This window comes from Desmonostoc vinosum (genome assembly GCF_059505385.1).
Genome location: NZ_JCACKM010000043.1, coordinates 22,173 through 36,684 on the forward strand (window position 1 = coordinate 22,173; position 14,512 = coordinate 36,684).

Annotated in this window: 9 protein-coding genes; 4 read left to right on the plus strand and 5 right to left on the minus strand. The window is 43.4% G+C overall.

The features are described 5' to 3' along the window. Nucleotides 1-37: 37 nt before the first annotated feature. Nucleotides 38-385 carry a hypothetical protein gene (locus tag AC5JMF_RS07445; protein WP_495795067.1) on the plus strand — a complete coding sequence of 116 codons (348 nt, stop codon included), beginning with the start codon at nt 38-40 and terminating at the stop codon, nt 383-385. Between the two features lie 398 nt (nt 386-783). Here the strand turns inward: AC5JMF_RS07445 and AC5JMF_RS07450 are convergent, their stop codons facing one another. Both AC5JMF_RS07450 and AC5JMF_RS07455 read right to left on the minus strand, forming a co-directional pair. Further along, a complete protein-coding gene (locus AC5JMF_RS07450) occupies nt 784-1,287 on the minus strand; it encodes an FHA domain-containing protein (protein WP_495795068.1) in 504 nt (167 codons plus the stop codon). A 220-nt stretch (nt 1,288-1,507) separates the two neighbouring features. After that, entirely contained in the window at nt 1,508-4,006 is a 2,499-nt protein-coding gene (locus AC5JMF_RS07455) for a heavy metal translocating P-type ATPase (RefSeq protein WP_495795069.1), read from the minus strand. Nucleotides 4,007-4,507: 501 nt separating this feature from the next. Between AC5JMF_RS07455 and AC5JMF_RS07460 the strand changes: the two genes are divergently transcribed. Next, nucleotides 4,508-6,352 carry a choice-of-anchor Q domain-containing protein gene (locus AC5JMF_RS07460; protein ID WP_495795070.1) on the plus strand — a complete coding sequence of 615 codons (1,845 nt, stop codon included), beginning with the start codon at nt 4,508-4,510 and terminating at the stop codon, nt 6,350-6,352. Nucleotides 6,353-6,373: 21 nt separating this feature from the next. Here AC5JMF_RS07460 and AC5JMF_RS07465 read toward each other — a convergent pair whose 3' ends face one another. The 3 genes from AC5JMF_RS07465 to AC5JMF_RS07475 all read right to left on the minus strand — a co-directional run bounded on the left by AC5JMF_RS07465 (nt 6,374) and on the right by AC5JMF_RS07475 (nt 12,544). After that, the gene (locus tag AC5JMF_RS07465) at nt 6,374-6,553 is read right to left on the minus strand and encodes a hypothetical protein (RefSeq protein WP_495795071.1); all 180 of its coding nucleotides are present in this window, start codon (nt 6,551-6,553) and stop codon (nt 6,374-6,376) included. Between the two features lie 229 nt (nt 6,554-6,782). Further along, the gene (gene pgmB / locus AC5JMF_RS07470; protein WP_495795072.1) at nt 6,783-9,689 is read right to left on the minus strand and encodes a beta-phosphoglucomutase; all 2,907 of its coding nucleotides are present in this window, start codon (nt 9,687-9,689) and stop codon (nt 6,783-6,785) included. A 527-nt stretch (nt 9,690-10,216) separates the two neighbouring features. Next, complete coding sequence (locus tag AC5JMF_RS07475; RefSeq protein ID WP_495795073.1) at nt 10,217-12,544, minus strand: NACHT domain-containing protein; 2,328 nt, start codon at nt 12,542-12,544, stop codon at nt 10,217-10,219. A 162-nt stretch (nt 12,545-12,706) separates the two neighbouring features. Here AC5JMF_RS07475 and AC5JMF_RS07480 point away from each other — a divergent pair, with 162 nt between their 5' ends. Together AC5JMF_RS07480 and AC5JMF_RS07485 are read left to right on the plus strand one after the other, a co-directional pair. Further along, nucleotides 12,707-12,979: a TRADD-N-associated membrane domain-containing protein gene (locus AC5JMF_RS07480; protein ID WP_495795074.1), complete on the plus strand. Its 273-nt coding sequence runs from the start codon at nt 12,707-12,709 to the stop codon at nt 12,977-12,979. A gap of 254 nt (nt 12,980-13,233) precedes the next feature. Further along, nucleotides 13,234-14,508: a DUF4331 domain-containing protein gene (locus AC5JMF_RS07485; RefSeq protein ID WP_495795075.1), complete on the plus strand. Its 1,275-nt coding sequence runs from the start codon at nt 13,234-13,236 to the stop codon at nt 14,506-14,508. Nucleotides 14,509-14,512 lie beyond the last annotated feature (4 nt).

Below are 14,512 nucleotides of genomic sequence, written 5' to 3' on the forward strand. Positions count from 1 at the left end.
ATAGGATGGACGGAGTGTTGCAAGGTTTGGGGCTATTATGGCTCGCTATACGTGTTCGTTTATTGTTTCTATTTCTATTGACCATCTCCAGCCCTTACTAGTAGAACTGCTGCAAGATTGTGGGTTGGATATCCAGTATTGTTCGACCGATTACATTATGGCTCGTGAGGTTCCTGGTACTGTTATATTTAATAAGTTAGTCACAGTAGAAGTACTGATTGATAAATCAACGGCTACTGAAACTGAGACTCGCATGAGTATTGTAGCGAAAAACCAGGAACTACCATTGCAATTGGATAATCACTGCCGACAATTGTTTGACTTCATCAAGCAAGCAATTGAACATAGCCGCCACTGGCATTTGATTGAAAGTCTTGCAGGTTGAGAAATTTCAGTTAACGGGACTTCTAAATAAAAATATCCCATCGCTTTTAAGGTAGGGGGCAGCACTTCGACTTCGCTCAGTGACCGGGAGTAGGGGAGGCAGTGCGTTACGATCAGTGAGTAAAGGAGTGGAGTCACTGTGTTGCGGAGCGAGTGTGGTCTTGGGAGGGGCGGGTTTCCATTAGTGTCAAGTTAAGCTAGAAATAGCATCGGTGTTGGCTTCCTCACCCGCCAAGAAATAAATTTCTTGGCTAATAGCTCAAGTCTACTGAAGTAAACTCAAAATCTTGGGGGATATTTCAGTCATCTTTAGATGACTTTTACTATCAGCAAGGAACTTCAGTTTCTTGCGGGACATCGGTTCTACGTTAAGTTGACACCAATGGCGGGTTTCCCACTCTAGATATCCTCCATGTCCTCTGTCATGCCGGGATTTATGAGTGTGATGTCATACTCACTGGCGTCCGTTTGCCCGGAACGTTGACTATTTTTTAACAGGTAGTAAATAGCACGTACTGAAGGGCCAAAAACAATCTCGTCTTCATTTTTCAGATTGTGGTGTGGCATCTTACGCCCATTAATCATTAAACCGTTGGAACTGGGTTTTCCTTTGGCATCGCCATCGACAATGCGGTAATAGTAGCTCTGACTATTATGCTCGTGTTGCAGTCTCACTAACGTAGCATGGCGGCGCGAGACAAACTGCGATATTAAGCGGATGTTGCACTCACGATCTCTACCGATAGAATAAACCGCGTGTTCGAGAGAAAATTCTTTGCGACCTTGGTCGTCTTGAATAATGAGTAGATGGCTTTCACTAGATTCTGCTGCCATTGACAAATCGTTGCTAAAATCGGTTGAACTTTGATTAATCAAGATTTGTTTAATATCGTTTCCTGCCATTCTCGCGCACTATAGTCTGTGGTATTGATTCAAACAAATATTGAAACTGCACATCATCTGAAAAAGTAGAGCATGACTACTCTACTCCAGTGGCCATGGAAGCTCTAGAGAAGTTTCAACAAGCTTAATACGATGTATAACATCTAACAAGCAATTCAGTTTAAACTGAGGTGAGAATAACCAAGGTTTGCGCTTGGAATATTTATCTCTAAGGGAGATTCTAAGTGTTTCGATGAGCCAACCGTCGTAATAACACTGAGTTGGTGACAACGCTCACAGAGCTAAAAGCCATTAATGCGGCAGCGCCTGATGGGCTAAGAACAAAACCCAAACTTGGCAATAAAGTACCCGCTGCAAGAGGGATACCAACTGTATTATATGCAAAAGCCCAGAATAAATTCTGACGGATTTTATTGAAGGTGGCTCGACTGAGGTGAATTGATTCGACCACATCGGCTAGGCGATCGCGCATGAGGACGATTTCGGCTGTTTCCATGGCGACATCTGTACCGGAGTGTAAAGCAATTCCCACATCTGCTTGAGATAAAGCTGGAGCATCATTGATGCCATCGCCTACCATGGCAACTCTTGAATGGGGAGTGGGGAACTCGGGGCCCCCGCTCCCGGAGGGAGTGGGGATTAGGGGTAATGGGGAGTGGGTTTGGAGGGATTTGATGGCGGCGGCTTTTTTCGCGGGGGGGATACCAGCCATGACATCGGCGCTGTCTAAACCTAGTTGTTTGGCGATCGCATTGGCTGCTTCTAATCTGTCGCCGCTGAGCAGTATCACCCGCAAACCCATTTGATGTAACTGATCTACTGTGGTTTTGGCGTCTGGTCTGAGAGGATCACTAACGGCAATGATACCGGCTAAAACTCCACCCACTGCTACATAAACGACTGTTTTTCCTGCTGTTGCTAATCCCTGTGCTTGTTGTTGTGCGGTTTCACTAATTGCAATTCCATGCCAACTCAACCAATCAGAATTACCTAGCAATACATTTATACCTTCTAATACAGCAGATACACCTAGTCCTGGTTCTGTGTGAAAGTCTAGGGCATTGGGGATAGGTAATTGTTGCCGTTGTGCTTCCTGTCGAATTGCTTTTGCTAGGGGATGGTAAGTGCCGCTTTCTACTGCTGCTGCTAGTTGGATTAAAGACTGGGGATTAGAAACTAGGGATTGGGAATTCTTATTCCCCAGTTCCCAGTCCCCAATCAGTAAGCAATCTGTAACTGTGGGATGACCTGTTGTTAGGGTACCAGTTTTGTCAAATACTACTGTGTCTAACTGGTGAACTTTTTCTAGAACATCGCCACCTTTGATGAGTAAACCCCTTTCTGCACCCATGCCAGTGCCGACGAGAATGGCTGTTGGTGTAGCAAGTCCTAAAGCGCAGGGACAAGCTACCACCATGACTGCGATCGCGAGTTTTAAGCTCTTTAGGAGTGGGGAGTGGGGAGTGGGGATTAGAGGTAATGGGGAGTGGTGAGTAGTATGGCTGATCATTTCCATGCCAGTAGACATGGTAATGTTAGGCCAAATGTGGACACCGAAAAAGTACCAGAAGATAAATGTCAACACAGAAGCTGTTAACACTCCGTAGGTAAAGTAACCGGCTACTGTGTCAGCTAATTTTTGGACTGGGGCTTTGCGGGTTTGGGCGGCTTCAACTAGGGCAACAATTTGCGCTAGGGTGGTATCACTGCCAGTACGCGTTGCTTGGATGGCGATCGCTCCTGACTGGTTGAGTGTGCCTCCTGTAACTGTGTCGCCTGGTTGCTTGATGGTTGGTACTGCTTCTCCGGTGAGCATGGACTCGTTCACCGTTGTTTGTCCCACACGAACCTCTCCATCAACGGGAATTTTATCTCCTGGCAGTACCTGCAACCATTCACCCACACGCACCTGTTCGGCAGGTATTTCTACAGTATCTGACCCGATTCCTGTTTGCTCTGGGTTGGGTATCAATCGTGCTATTTGTGGCTGGAGTGCTAATAATTGTCTAAATGCAGTGGCAGCGCGACCTCTGGCTTGTCTTTCTAATGTTCTTCCTAAGAGGATAAAGCTGAGCATCATCACTGGTTCGTCAAAAAAGCACTCCCAGCCCATTTGGGGAAATAGTAGCGCCACTAAGCTTGCTGTGTAGGCTGTGACTGTTCCTAACCCTACTAGGGTATTCATGTTGGGTGCATTGCGCCGCCAACCAAGCCAACCATCTACTAAAATTGGACGACCGGGAATTAGTAGGGCGACTGTTGCTAGCCCACAGTGAAACCAGATATTATTTAACGCTGGCAGTACTGCGCTACCAATATTACCAAAATGCCCAATACCAGATAGGATCAAGAGAACAGCTGCGATCGCCAATTGCCTGTAAGAGGAGAGCATTTCTCGACGTTGGCGTTCCGCTGGGTCTGGCAAAACAGATGTATCACCTGCTACTTTGCTGCCAACTTTGCGAAGCTGAGTCGGAAAACCAACATCTGTTAATCGTTGAGCCAACGCTTCTGGATTGACGATATCAACTTCTAACTCAACGACGGCTACCTCTGTCGCCAAGTTTACACAGGCACTCTTGACTCCTGGATGTTGAGTTAGCTGTTGCTCTACTGCTTTTACACACCCAGCACACTTCATACCCCCAACATCCAGAATAATTTTTTCTGGTATGGGGGTAAGTTCTGGAGCAAGGTTAGTTTTCGGGACAAGTTGCATGGCAAGTTTTTGGATTTGCTACGGAAATTCAACGCCCGCTAAAAGCGTCTCTAATTTGAGCGTAGGCTAAATCTCGAACTATGACCAAATGTAAACTATGTTAACTTTATTAATTTCTAGAATTTACAAAACGCGGTAGAGACGCGCCATGGTACATCTCTACTGCTATATATAATTCATACCTAAGACAGGTTGCCAAAAGTAGCAGTACATACATCAGTAATACTGAACTTTATAAAACACCAGCTTTAATTAAGTATTCGTAAAATTTTGACGATCAGCTAGCATTTATACGGAATAAGTGATACAAAAATTCTGGTTGTCCAGTATATTTCCGAGATTCTTCGTAGGGTCAGAATGTAATTCCCCGAAGCTTGAGTTTTGATCATTCATGAATATATTGCACTTGGCTAAAAACTCAACCAAGCTATGTGTTGCTTACTTCAACCACCGTCACTATTTGACTGATTTTACTTTCTAGCAGTATTAGGAGTTAAATTCATGGCTACATTTGGCGTCACTAACGTTAACGACAGTGGTTTTGGTTCTTTGCGGCAAGCAATACTAGATGCTAATGCCATAGCAGGAAAGGACATCATCAACTTTAATGGTGTATTCACAGATGGCATCGCTGATACTATCACTAGTAGTAGCAGTTTGAACATCACGGATGATCTGAGTATTGATGCCACAGGTGCAGACTTCTTGACTTTTAGAAAAGCTACTGATTTTTTTGATACAAATACATTTGAGATTAGTAGTGGTGTAAATATGGGAATTGTTGGACTAGATGTTACTGATAGCAGTGGCTCTAGATTCATTAATAACAATGGCAGCCTAACGTTAAAAAACAACAATTTCCTGAATAATTCCTTCTATAACATTGTTAACAATACTGGGACTTTAAAGCTCAGCAACACTATCATCCAGGGAAACTCAGCAGAGTTTGTTAATGTGATCACCAACATCAATGGAACTGTAACGCTAGAAAATAGTACTATTGATGACATTGGCGCATTGGGGGAATCAGTTAGCATTAGGAGTTCTGGCGGTATCGTCAACATCAACAACAGCACCATCTCTAATAACTCCAATCGCAACTTTGAAGTCGGCATTATTAGTAGCGGCATTCTCACAATTAGCAACAGCACTATTTCTAATAACAGTTCCTTTGGAACAGATAGCATTATTACAAATAGTGGCGTTTTAACAGTCAAAGATAGTGTATTTAGTGATAATTTCAACACCTCTATCTCGAATTTTGGTACTTTAATAGTCAGCAACACCACTTTCAGTAATAATGGCTCTGGGATTAAGAATTTTGGTACTCTAACAGTTAGCAATACCACTTTTAGTAATAATCAAAACGAGGCTGTAGATAACCAGGATTTTGCGACAATTAATAACAGCACCATCAGTGGTAATCAAGAGAGCGGCATTAGCAACGATGGGACTTTAACAATCAATAACAGTACCATTATCCGCAACTCTAGTAGAGGTTTTAGAGGCGTTGGTGGCGTCAACTCTAGCTCTGGCACTGCAACAATAAACAATAGCATTATTGCTGGCAACTTTGTCCTTGATACCGACGACCCAACTATCGTTAGTGTCCCCGATGTGCTGGGTAACTTTATCAGCAATGGCTATAATCTCATCGGCGATCTTAGTGGTTCTACAGGCTTTGATGCTGATGAACAGCTCCAGGTGGACTTAACCGAAGTGCTAGATATCACGTTGCGAGACAATGGTGGTACTGTCAAAACCCATGCTTTGCTGACTGGTAGCGTTGCGATTAATGCAGGTAGAAACGCAGATGTACCTGCTGATGTTACAGATCTAGATGGCGATCGCAATATTAGAGAAAGAGTTCCTTTTGATGGGCGGGGTTCTGGCTTTGCTCGCATTTCTGGGGGCAGAGTAGACGTTGGTGCGTTTGAAGCGGTAGTTAATGTGATTAATGGCACCGCAGGGCGCAACAGAATTAAGGGTACTGCGGGTGATGACATAATCACTGGCTTTCAGGGAGCAGATACTCTCACTGGTGGGGATGGTAAAGACGCTTTTGTTTATACCCGTGTTCGAGATGCTGGCGATACTATTACTGACTTTGACCCAGGTACTGACAAGATTGTACTGCGACAATTATTCGCTAGTCTGGGTTTAGATAATATTAACTATACAAATGCGATCGCTGATGGCTATTTGCGCTTTAAAACTCAGGGAAACAATACTATTGTCTTGATTGACACAGATGGTTCTTCTGGTAGTGGCCGGGCTGTAAAATTTGTTGAACTTAACAAAGTGTCTGCCACAGAGTTGAACAATGCTAACAATTTTGCATTTTAATTCAAATATCCTCTAATTCTTTTACCGACGGCTCCAGCGGCGATAGGTAATATAAATGATTGCTCCTAGTTGCATTGGCATGATCGCTATGAAGCTTTTTAAGAAATAGTTGATTTCTATTTGAGACATGGCACTAAAATAGGCTATTCCTAGTAAGAAGAGGATAAGCCAAATCAACTGTTTGTTTTTAAGTAATAACATGTCAATAAAATTAAGAATATTTGAGCAATATTAGGGGGTGATTTTCTCACGCAGAGGCAAGGCAGCGCGTTGCGGAGCGAGTGTGATCTTGGGGGTTTCCCCCATGAACAACTCGCGTCGGGGTTCCCCCCGTTGTAGCGACTGCCGCGCAGAGACGCAGAGAGTAATGAGAGTTTAGATACCCAAATTTTCTATAAGTTTGGGTATCTGAGGATTGTGTTGTCGATTTTTAAGCCACTGCTTCTACAAGTGTCGATCGCTTTTCGCTGGTGACTATTTGCTGATGCAAATGTTGCCAGTGTACTCCAGCTAAACTTGGTAAGACAACATTTGCTTTACCAACTCGCTCTGTGGGGCCAAGTCCAACACTCCACATGCCGGCAGTGTGGGCTGCTTCTATGCCCGCTGTGGCGTCTTCTACGACTACGCACTGTGATGGTGATAAGCCTAGTTGTTGGGCAGCAAATAAGAAGACATCTGGGGCTGGTTTGGCTTGAGAGACGCTGTTCCCGTCGGCTATGGCGTCTAGTTGATCGGCAATGCCTAAGCGTTCAATTACTGTGGGAGCGTTTTTACTAGATGAGCCTAAGGCTATTTTAATCCCGGCGGCTCGCAGTTCTTGTAATAAGTTAGCGACTCCTGGTAGTAAGTCAGCACTGGTGATTGTTTGCATTAGTTCAACGTAGTAACGGTTTTTCCGCTCCATCATTTCTTGAATTTGCGCTTCTGTAGCGGGACGATCGCCTAAAATTTGTAATAGTGATTCGCGTCTAGGTAATCCCCGCATCGCTTCGTTGGCTTCGCGGCTAAAGGGTATACCTTCTTCATCTGCTAATCGCTGCCAACCCAAATAATGAAACTCTGATGTATCGGTTAATACTCCATCTAGGTCGAAGATGACACCACTAATTTTGGGGTGTGTTTTTGTTGTGTTGTTTTCGGCTTGTAGGTCAAAATCGTACCACTCATTACGCCAATGCAAGCGGAATTTTAAACGCGTCCAGTTTGGGGGAAGATTGGCACAGGCAACTGGGCCAAATTGTGTCATTCGCACACCACCAAACCCGAAAACTACAGCTTGCCACACACCGCCAGCACTCGCAGCATGAATTCCTTCGGCAGCGTTGCGTCTTACGTCTTCCAAGTCTACCAATGCTGCCCGTATAAAGTGTGTATAGGCTTGGGGTGCTTGATTGAGATCGCAAGCTAAAATGGCGTGAATTGCTGGGCCGAGTGAGGAGCCATAGCTGTGATCAGTACGTTGATTATAATAGTCCCAGTTGGTGGCTAGGGTTTTGTAATCGTAGCGATCGCGCATTAGGTAAAGCAGCATCAAGACATCTGGCTGCTTGAGTATTTGTTTTTGGCTGGTGGCTTCGATTCCTAGTAGTCCTTGGAGAGATTTGCTGCGCGGTTCGTAATCGGCAAGATTGACATGTTCTAGCTGATAAAAGCCTTCAAATTGTTCAATTAAGCCTGTTTGCGCGTCTTGATTGATAAATAAACGCTCTTGGATTTCCAGCCAACGGTGCAGACGTTCTACGGTAATGTTGAGTTTTTGCACCAATTGTGCTGAAACTTCGGGATAAGCTTGTTTGAGCCAGTCCCACAGTGTCAAGGCTGATTGTAAATGCCATTGCACCATCAGATTGGTGAAGGCATTATTATTGACGCGATCGTGATTTTCATCAGGGCCGATGACATCGAGGATATCGTAGCAGTGACGTGCTTGGTTCCACTCAACCCGACTTTCCCAAAAAATAGCCGTATCTAAGATAATTTCTGCGCCATAGTCCCGCATCCACTGATCGTCATCGGTGGTTTGCCAGTAGTGCCAGACGGCATAGGCGACATCAGCAGTAATATGCACTTCAATGTCACCGCACCAAATCCGCACTAATTCACCGTTGGGAGTTGGTACCCACCTGGGTGTGACTTCATCACCTGTAGAAGCACTTTCCCAAGCGTACATCGCTCCTTGATAACCCGCTTCTTGAGCTTTGCGCCGCGCTCCTGGTAAGGTGTGGTAGCGGTAGGTGAGTAAGTTACGTGCTAGGGCTGGTTGAGTGAGGGTGAGGAAGGGCAGAATAAAAATTTCGGTATCCCAAAAGACATGGCCGCGATAAGCAAAACCAGAGAGAGTTTTGGGAGGGATGCTGACTAGCTCGTCGTGACGCGGTGCAGCAGCCAGTAATTGAAAGAGATTGTAGCGGATACTCAGCTGAGCTTGGCGATCGCCTTCTATAATAATGTCACTGTCTTGCCATTCTTGTTCCCATGCGGCGATGTGCGCTGCTAGCAAAGTGGTATAGCGGGGTTCGTCTACCAGCCTTTGTAGTGCGGCGGCGCTAGGAGTTTCTGTTTGCCGCGATGTAAACAGTGTGACGATTTTTTCTACAGTCACTGTTTTTCCTGGGCATAACTCAAAGCTAGTAGCTAAGCTGGGAAAACCAGAAGTATGATCAACTTCCACAGAGGCATCATCATCCTCTACCACTAACTTTGCTGCCATGCCAAGTTGAATTGCTGAGTGGAGAGTTTGACTGTGTAACCAAATAGTGTTGTTTGCACCGCCTTGATTGAGGATTTGCCAATGCTGTACACCTTGGGTATGAGGTTCGGCTTCTAACCCAACTTCGACGGTAACATCACCTTCATAATCTAAAGATGTAATTTGACAGCGGATTGCTAAAACATGTTGATCTGCTAAGCTAGCAAAACGCTCAAAGTGGAAATTGAGGGTATGACCTCCAGGAGAACGCCAGCGCACATCACGGCTAACTATACCCAAACGCAAATCAAGCCGCCGCTCGTAGTTGAGAATCTCGCCAGTATCCATACTAAAGCGTTCCCCAGCCACTTGTATCACCAATGGCAGCCAGCTAGGACAGTTGACGAGTTCAGTGTAAGCAATTGTGACATCGTCATAAACACCATGAATGAGTGTGGCGGGAAAATCTTGGGGATACCCTTCTTCAAAAGTACCCCGCGTTCCTAAGAAACCGTTGCTAAGGGTAAAGACAGTTTCTTTATGGTGTAGCTGCGTGGGGTCAAACTCCGTTTCAATAACGTTCCAGTCAGTAGCGTCAGATAGTTGCTGGTTTTGTTGAGAGTTGTGAACTGACAGGCTGAACATGAGCAATAAAACCTATAGTTTGGGGCTGGCTGTGGGTAGGATGAAATATTATTTGCAGGAATCAAGAGTTAGAAGGAGCTAGTAGCGTGCTTTGGTTTTCAAACTTCAGCAAACTGCTACTCAAGACTCAAAATCACTTTTTTTGACTCTTTTAAATTGAGTTTGCTGCCTTCATTTGAAAATCGCTGTTAGAAAATTCGCGCTTTCGTTCTTTGTTGAGACTTGGCTACAGTTTGAACAGCGAACATTGACGTTGCAGGTAACAGGAACGTTCCCTATTTCATCCCTCTATAGTAGGTTTCATCAATATCTAAAGGTAGAACTCATAAATACAAAAAAGTATACTAATCTTTACATTTATTTAAATATAGCTAATAAAATATAGCAATTGCCGTTACTGAGGGATCGTAAACCCCTTTGATTGCTTGTGGTCAATTGCAACAAAATAGACTCAAGGCTCTGTAGTGCAGCGTTTGTAGTGCGCTGATTTTCTGGAAAATTTTGTTGATGTTGTTCGTGACCGTCGCCTAAGTTGCTTTCAATTTATTGGCTGGCAACAGTAATGTGTTCTCAATATCCTGCCGGACTTTGAGACTTATGTAACCATCACTATTTAGGCAATCAACCAGTAGCTGATTTGCGTAGTAGTATTGCTCCAGCAATTTTGTTTGGGAGGGGTGGAATTTCCAGTTATGACCAATGTTGCGATACTTCATCATTAAGGTTGTGAGTTGATCAACCCAAGCTTGAGCGTTTTCCTGATTAGGAAGTTGGTCTTTAAGTTGTTGGAGCGATCGCTTTAACTCAGGATTGTGGGCTTGGTCAAGGGCGAGATTAAGGGGGAGGTTGAGGGCAGGGAGGAGTTTAGGGTCGAGGGCGAGAGCGAGGGCGAAGTCAAGGGCGAGGTCGAGGGCGAGGTCTTGGTTGAGGGGAAGGTTGAAGGCTTGGTTGAGGGGGAGGTCGAGATTGAGATCTAGGGGGATTTTGAGGGATCGGGCAAGAGCGAAGTCGAGGGGGAGAGCCAGGGCGAGAGCCGGGTCTTCGTTGAGGGTGAAGTAAAATGCTCGCACGGCAGCAGGTTTATAGGGCGCTTTTACAGAACTGGATTTTGAATCAACCCAACTAAGATAGTCCTGTAACTTTTCATCTTTTGATAGAAGCGCATCAATTTTCTGTTTCATTAACTGCAATAATTTATCTGCACTATCCAACATTCCCACCGTTAGTAAAAAGACTTCCCGCCAGCTAATTTCGGTAATGTGGTTAGCTAAGGATTGCAATATGTTTGGATCGTCACTTATGACAAACTTTCTTGCTGTAAAATACTCGTGAAGTGCCAGGTGTGAAAACGAGTAAATTTCTTTTGCTCTTTCTATTAACAAACCATGCTGAACTTCGATTGACTTAAGTACTACTTCGCTTTCTAGTTGCAATTCTTCATAATTGGTGCTTGCCTCTAATAAGTTTTCGATATACTGAGTAATGTATTTTTCAACCTCTTTTTGCTTGAAGAAATAGCAACCTTGTTCAAAGGTTTCTAAAGCAATTTGGCTGAGTAAACTTTTCTTTTTATCCGAAGATAAGTTTTTATATATTTGGTCACGTTCAATATTTCGCTTTATATCCCATTTCTTAAGTAATATATCTACGCTTTCTTGATAAAGCTCTGAGCGATTTGATGCAAATTTACCTGATTCTTCAAACACCAAACATAACAGTGTTAATAACAGAGGGTTATTTGCTAATTCCTGAATTGGCTTTTCTTCTTCTAACTTCTTGATCAGTCGCTCGCCTTTTACCAAATCGTTTTTCGCTTTAAACCATTTATTGATAAATTCAGTAATCTGGTCTTGCCTAAAGTCAGCAACTTCAACTTCAGTAAACTGCTCAAAGGTATATTCTTGTGCAGCAATTCGACAGGTGATGACAAACCGATTCGGAGAATGTGCATTAGCAAAATTTTTAATCAGGCTGATGACTCGGTTACTATCTTTTTCCCTAACTTCATCCAATCCATCAAGTAAAATCAAAAAGCTGCCAGAACTTAACAGTTCATCAATTTGAGTATTCGTTATGAAGTGATCTTTTAACTGCTGAATAATTACATCCTTTATATCTGACTGGTTTGGAGTTTCAGCCAACTCCTTCAGTGTAATAAAAATAGGAATTTTATTGGCTAGAAACTTCCCAGAAATGCAGTGAATAGCTAAATACTTCAAAAATGTGGTTTTTCCTGCCCCTGGTTTACCCAACACTATTAGCTTGCTATTTTCTTGTACTATTTTGAGTCCTGATTCTTGTTCTTTAGCTATTTTACTAAACCCAAGGCGGTCAAAATTACCTGATTCTGTGCTAAAATATTGAACTAATTCAACAATTTTCCGCCGCACGCTGCGAGTGATTTCCTTCAAAATATTGACATTAGTATAAATGCAATCTAAGCCAATCGGCTGGGTCATATCTAGCACTCTTATCGTACCGCAGCGTTGTTCAAGATAAAGTTTTATCTTTTCGCGTACCTCTTGCACTAAAGCATCGATATCAATATTTTTGTCCTGCTCTACATCAGCTAGCTGATGTGGTTGATTATTTGGCACATCAAGCGACTCAGGTAAATCTCCCAAACCCGCGATCGCTTCCCACTTAGACTCTAGTGTCAGTGCTTTACAAATTTCTTGAAATTTATCAACTTGAATTTCCTGACCTTGAAAAAATTTTTGGATAGTGCTGCGACCAACTAAACCTTTTAATTGCATTTCAAGCTTTAATTGTTTGCCACCCAATCTTTTTAAAGCTTTCTGGGCTAGTAATAAACCTTCAGAAGTTGCTTTGATAGTTAGTCGCTTTTTGCTCATATCTATCTAGCCTAGCATTTAACTATAGATTATATTATTTGCACAATCACAAGCCAAGCTTAAAGCAATCGCAAGATAATTTTAGATAAACCTCTATGCAGTCAAAAGTTGCGGAATTTAGCGTGATGCTAGAAGTAACAAATTTAGTTACCCGAAACTACTATGCAACGGACACCTAAATTTCTCGACTCCAACTCAGTAGAAATGAACATTGCCCAAGAACGTCTTCGCCAAGCACGCCTCAGTTTTAACCTTGCACTTATTGCTACTGCTTTGTCCACCGTTATTGGCTTAGTCGGCGCTGGGCTTCTGCTTACAGAAAAAGTCCACGAAGGTGCGGTTACCGCTGCCGGAGGAATGGCTGCTAGTGTGCGATGCGCTCAACTTGCCAAGGAAGCTAACGATAGGCTTGACAGGATATTACAAGTTAAATAAGGCTTTGAGGTATCCGCCTTCCTTGAGCTAGAATCCACAGTCTACCAAGCGATCGCTCATTAAGTCCAAGTCTGCCTAAATCTGGAAATTTAGAAAAGTGAGCAAGAAATGAGCAGGTTTTGGTCTGGAAAGTGAGCAGTGGGAGCAAATAAGCTGTAAAGCGCTTTGGTAATAGCCGCAGTTTTTTTGAAATACAAATCAACTTGCTATTTTCACACCAACACTAGAGGTTAAACACCTCAAGGAGGGCAACTATGAAAAGAAATGCTCTGAGTATCACCTGTTTAATCCCAACCCAAAGCAGGTCACTCATAGATAAAGCAGTTCAAAATATGTTATTTTTCCCGCTGAAGCGATCGCTATCTGGAACTGGAGCTAGTCGTTTTTTTCGTTCTATAGTGGCATTTGTCGCTATTTTGCTCATAGTCTTAATTTATGCAACCCCTAAAGCTTTGGCTTCAGATCACCAAGACACAACTTTTCTGGCAACTAAGCTAACTGCTGCGGATCTCACAGATTTGTTTGTGTTTGAGAGTCCCACAGACCCCAAAAATGTTGTCTTAGTCATGGATTTCGACCCTCTGATCGTTTCTGGTGAAAAAAGACCATTCGATCCAAATGTTCTTTATCAGTTCAAGATTGATAACACTGGCGACAGTATTGAAGATGTCGTACTCCAATTCAATGTAAATGGCACAGGTGATCAGCAAACTGTGACAGTCCGCGGCCCGGCTCGTCCAATCAAAGTAGGAACAAAGTCAGCTTTGCTGCCAGTCAGTTGGACAGGGCAACTCAATCAAACATTCTCCGCATATAACGGCATGAAGTTCTTTGTTGGCACACGCAAAGACCCGTTCTTTTTCGATTTGGAACAGTTCTTCAAAATTATCCCGGATCGTAATTATAATTTTCAGCCTAATCCCAGTCCTCCCTTCCAAGTTCTTTCCTTTAGACCACCCAAAGAAGCACAAGACACCCTAGCCCCATTCAATGTTCACTCAATTATTGTTGAGCTACCCAGGAAACTACTTGGTAATGGCAAGATTGGTGCTTGGATGACAACTAGTGTTAAAACTCCTAGACTCAGAAACAGGAATTTTGCTCAGATTGAGCGGTTAGCAGTTCCAGCCCTGAATGAACTTTTTATGGACTTTAAAGCTCATAATAATAGTAATCTTCAAACACCAACAAAAGACGCTCTTCATCAATCCCAATTCATTCAAGCCTTTGTAAAAGCGATCGGCAGACCTGAAGGCATAGCCAATGCAGTAATCTCAGTGGCGATTCCTGATGTGATTCAAGCTGACCTTTCTAAACCTAGCGGTAGTTATTTTGGTACTCAATTAGGCAAAAATTTTGGTGGTAGAAGACCAAAAGATGACGTAATCGATGTCACAGCATCTGTTGTCTTTGGTGATGCAGTTACAGGCATTTCCACAGGTAAAATTCCGGGGCTGACTAGCGATAATGTTGGGCCTAATAATGCCAACTTTCTTCCGACCTTCCCTTATTTAGGCAATCCTTTGTAAGGTT

What these genes read in the sequence shown, in the direction of transcription:
- AC5JMF_RS07445 (WP_495795067.1), top strand. Translation starts at nt 38, where the DNA reads ATGGCTCGCTATACGTGTTCGTTTATTGTTTCTATTTCTATTGACCAT.
- AC5JMF_RS07450 (WP_495795068.1), bottom strand. Translation starts at nt 1,287, where the DNA reads ATGGCAGGAAACGATATTAAACAAATCTTGATTAATCAAAGTTCAACC.
- AC5JMF_RS07455 (WP_495795069.1), bottom strand. Translation starts at nt 4,006, where the DNA reads ATGCAACTTGTCCCGAAAACTAACCTTGCTCCAGAACTTACCCCCATA.
- AC5JMF_RS07460 (WP_495795070.1), top strand. Translation starts at nt 4,508, where the DNA reads ATGGCTACATTTGGCGTCACTAACGTTAACGACAGTGGTTTTGGTTCT.
- AC5JMF_RS07465 (WP_495795071.1), bottom strand. Translation starts at nt 6,553, where the DNA reads ATGTTATTACTTAAAAACAAACAGTTGATTTGGCTTATCCTCTTCTTA.
- pgmB (WP_495795072.1), bottom strand. Translation starts at nt 9,689, where the DNA reads ATGTTCAGCCTGTCAGTTCACAACTCTCAACAAAACCAGCAACTATCT.
- AC5JMF_RS07475 (WP_495795073.1), bottom strand. Translation starts at nt 12,544, where the DNA reads ATGAGCAAAAAGCGACTAACTATCAAAGCAACTTCTGAAGGTTTATTA.
- AC5JMF_RS07480 (WP_495795074.1), top strand. Translation starts at nt 12,707, where the DNA reads ATGCAACGGACACCTAAATTTCTCGACTCCAACTCAGTAGAAATGAAC.
- AC5JMF_RS07485 (WP_495795075.1), top strand. Translation starts at nt 13,234, where the DNA reads ATGAAAAGAAATGCTCTGAGTATCACCTGTTTAATCCCAACCCAAAGC.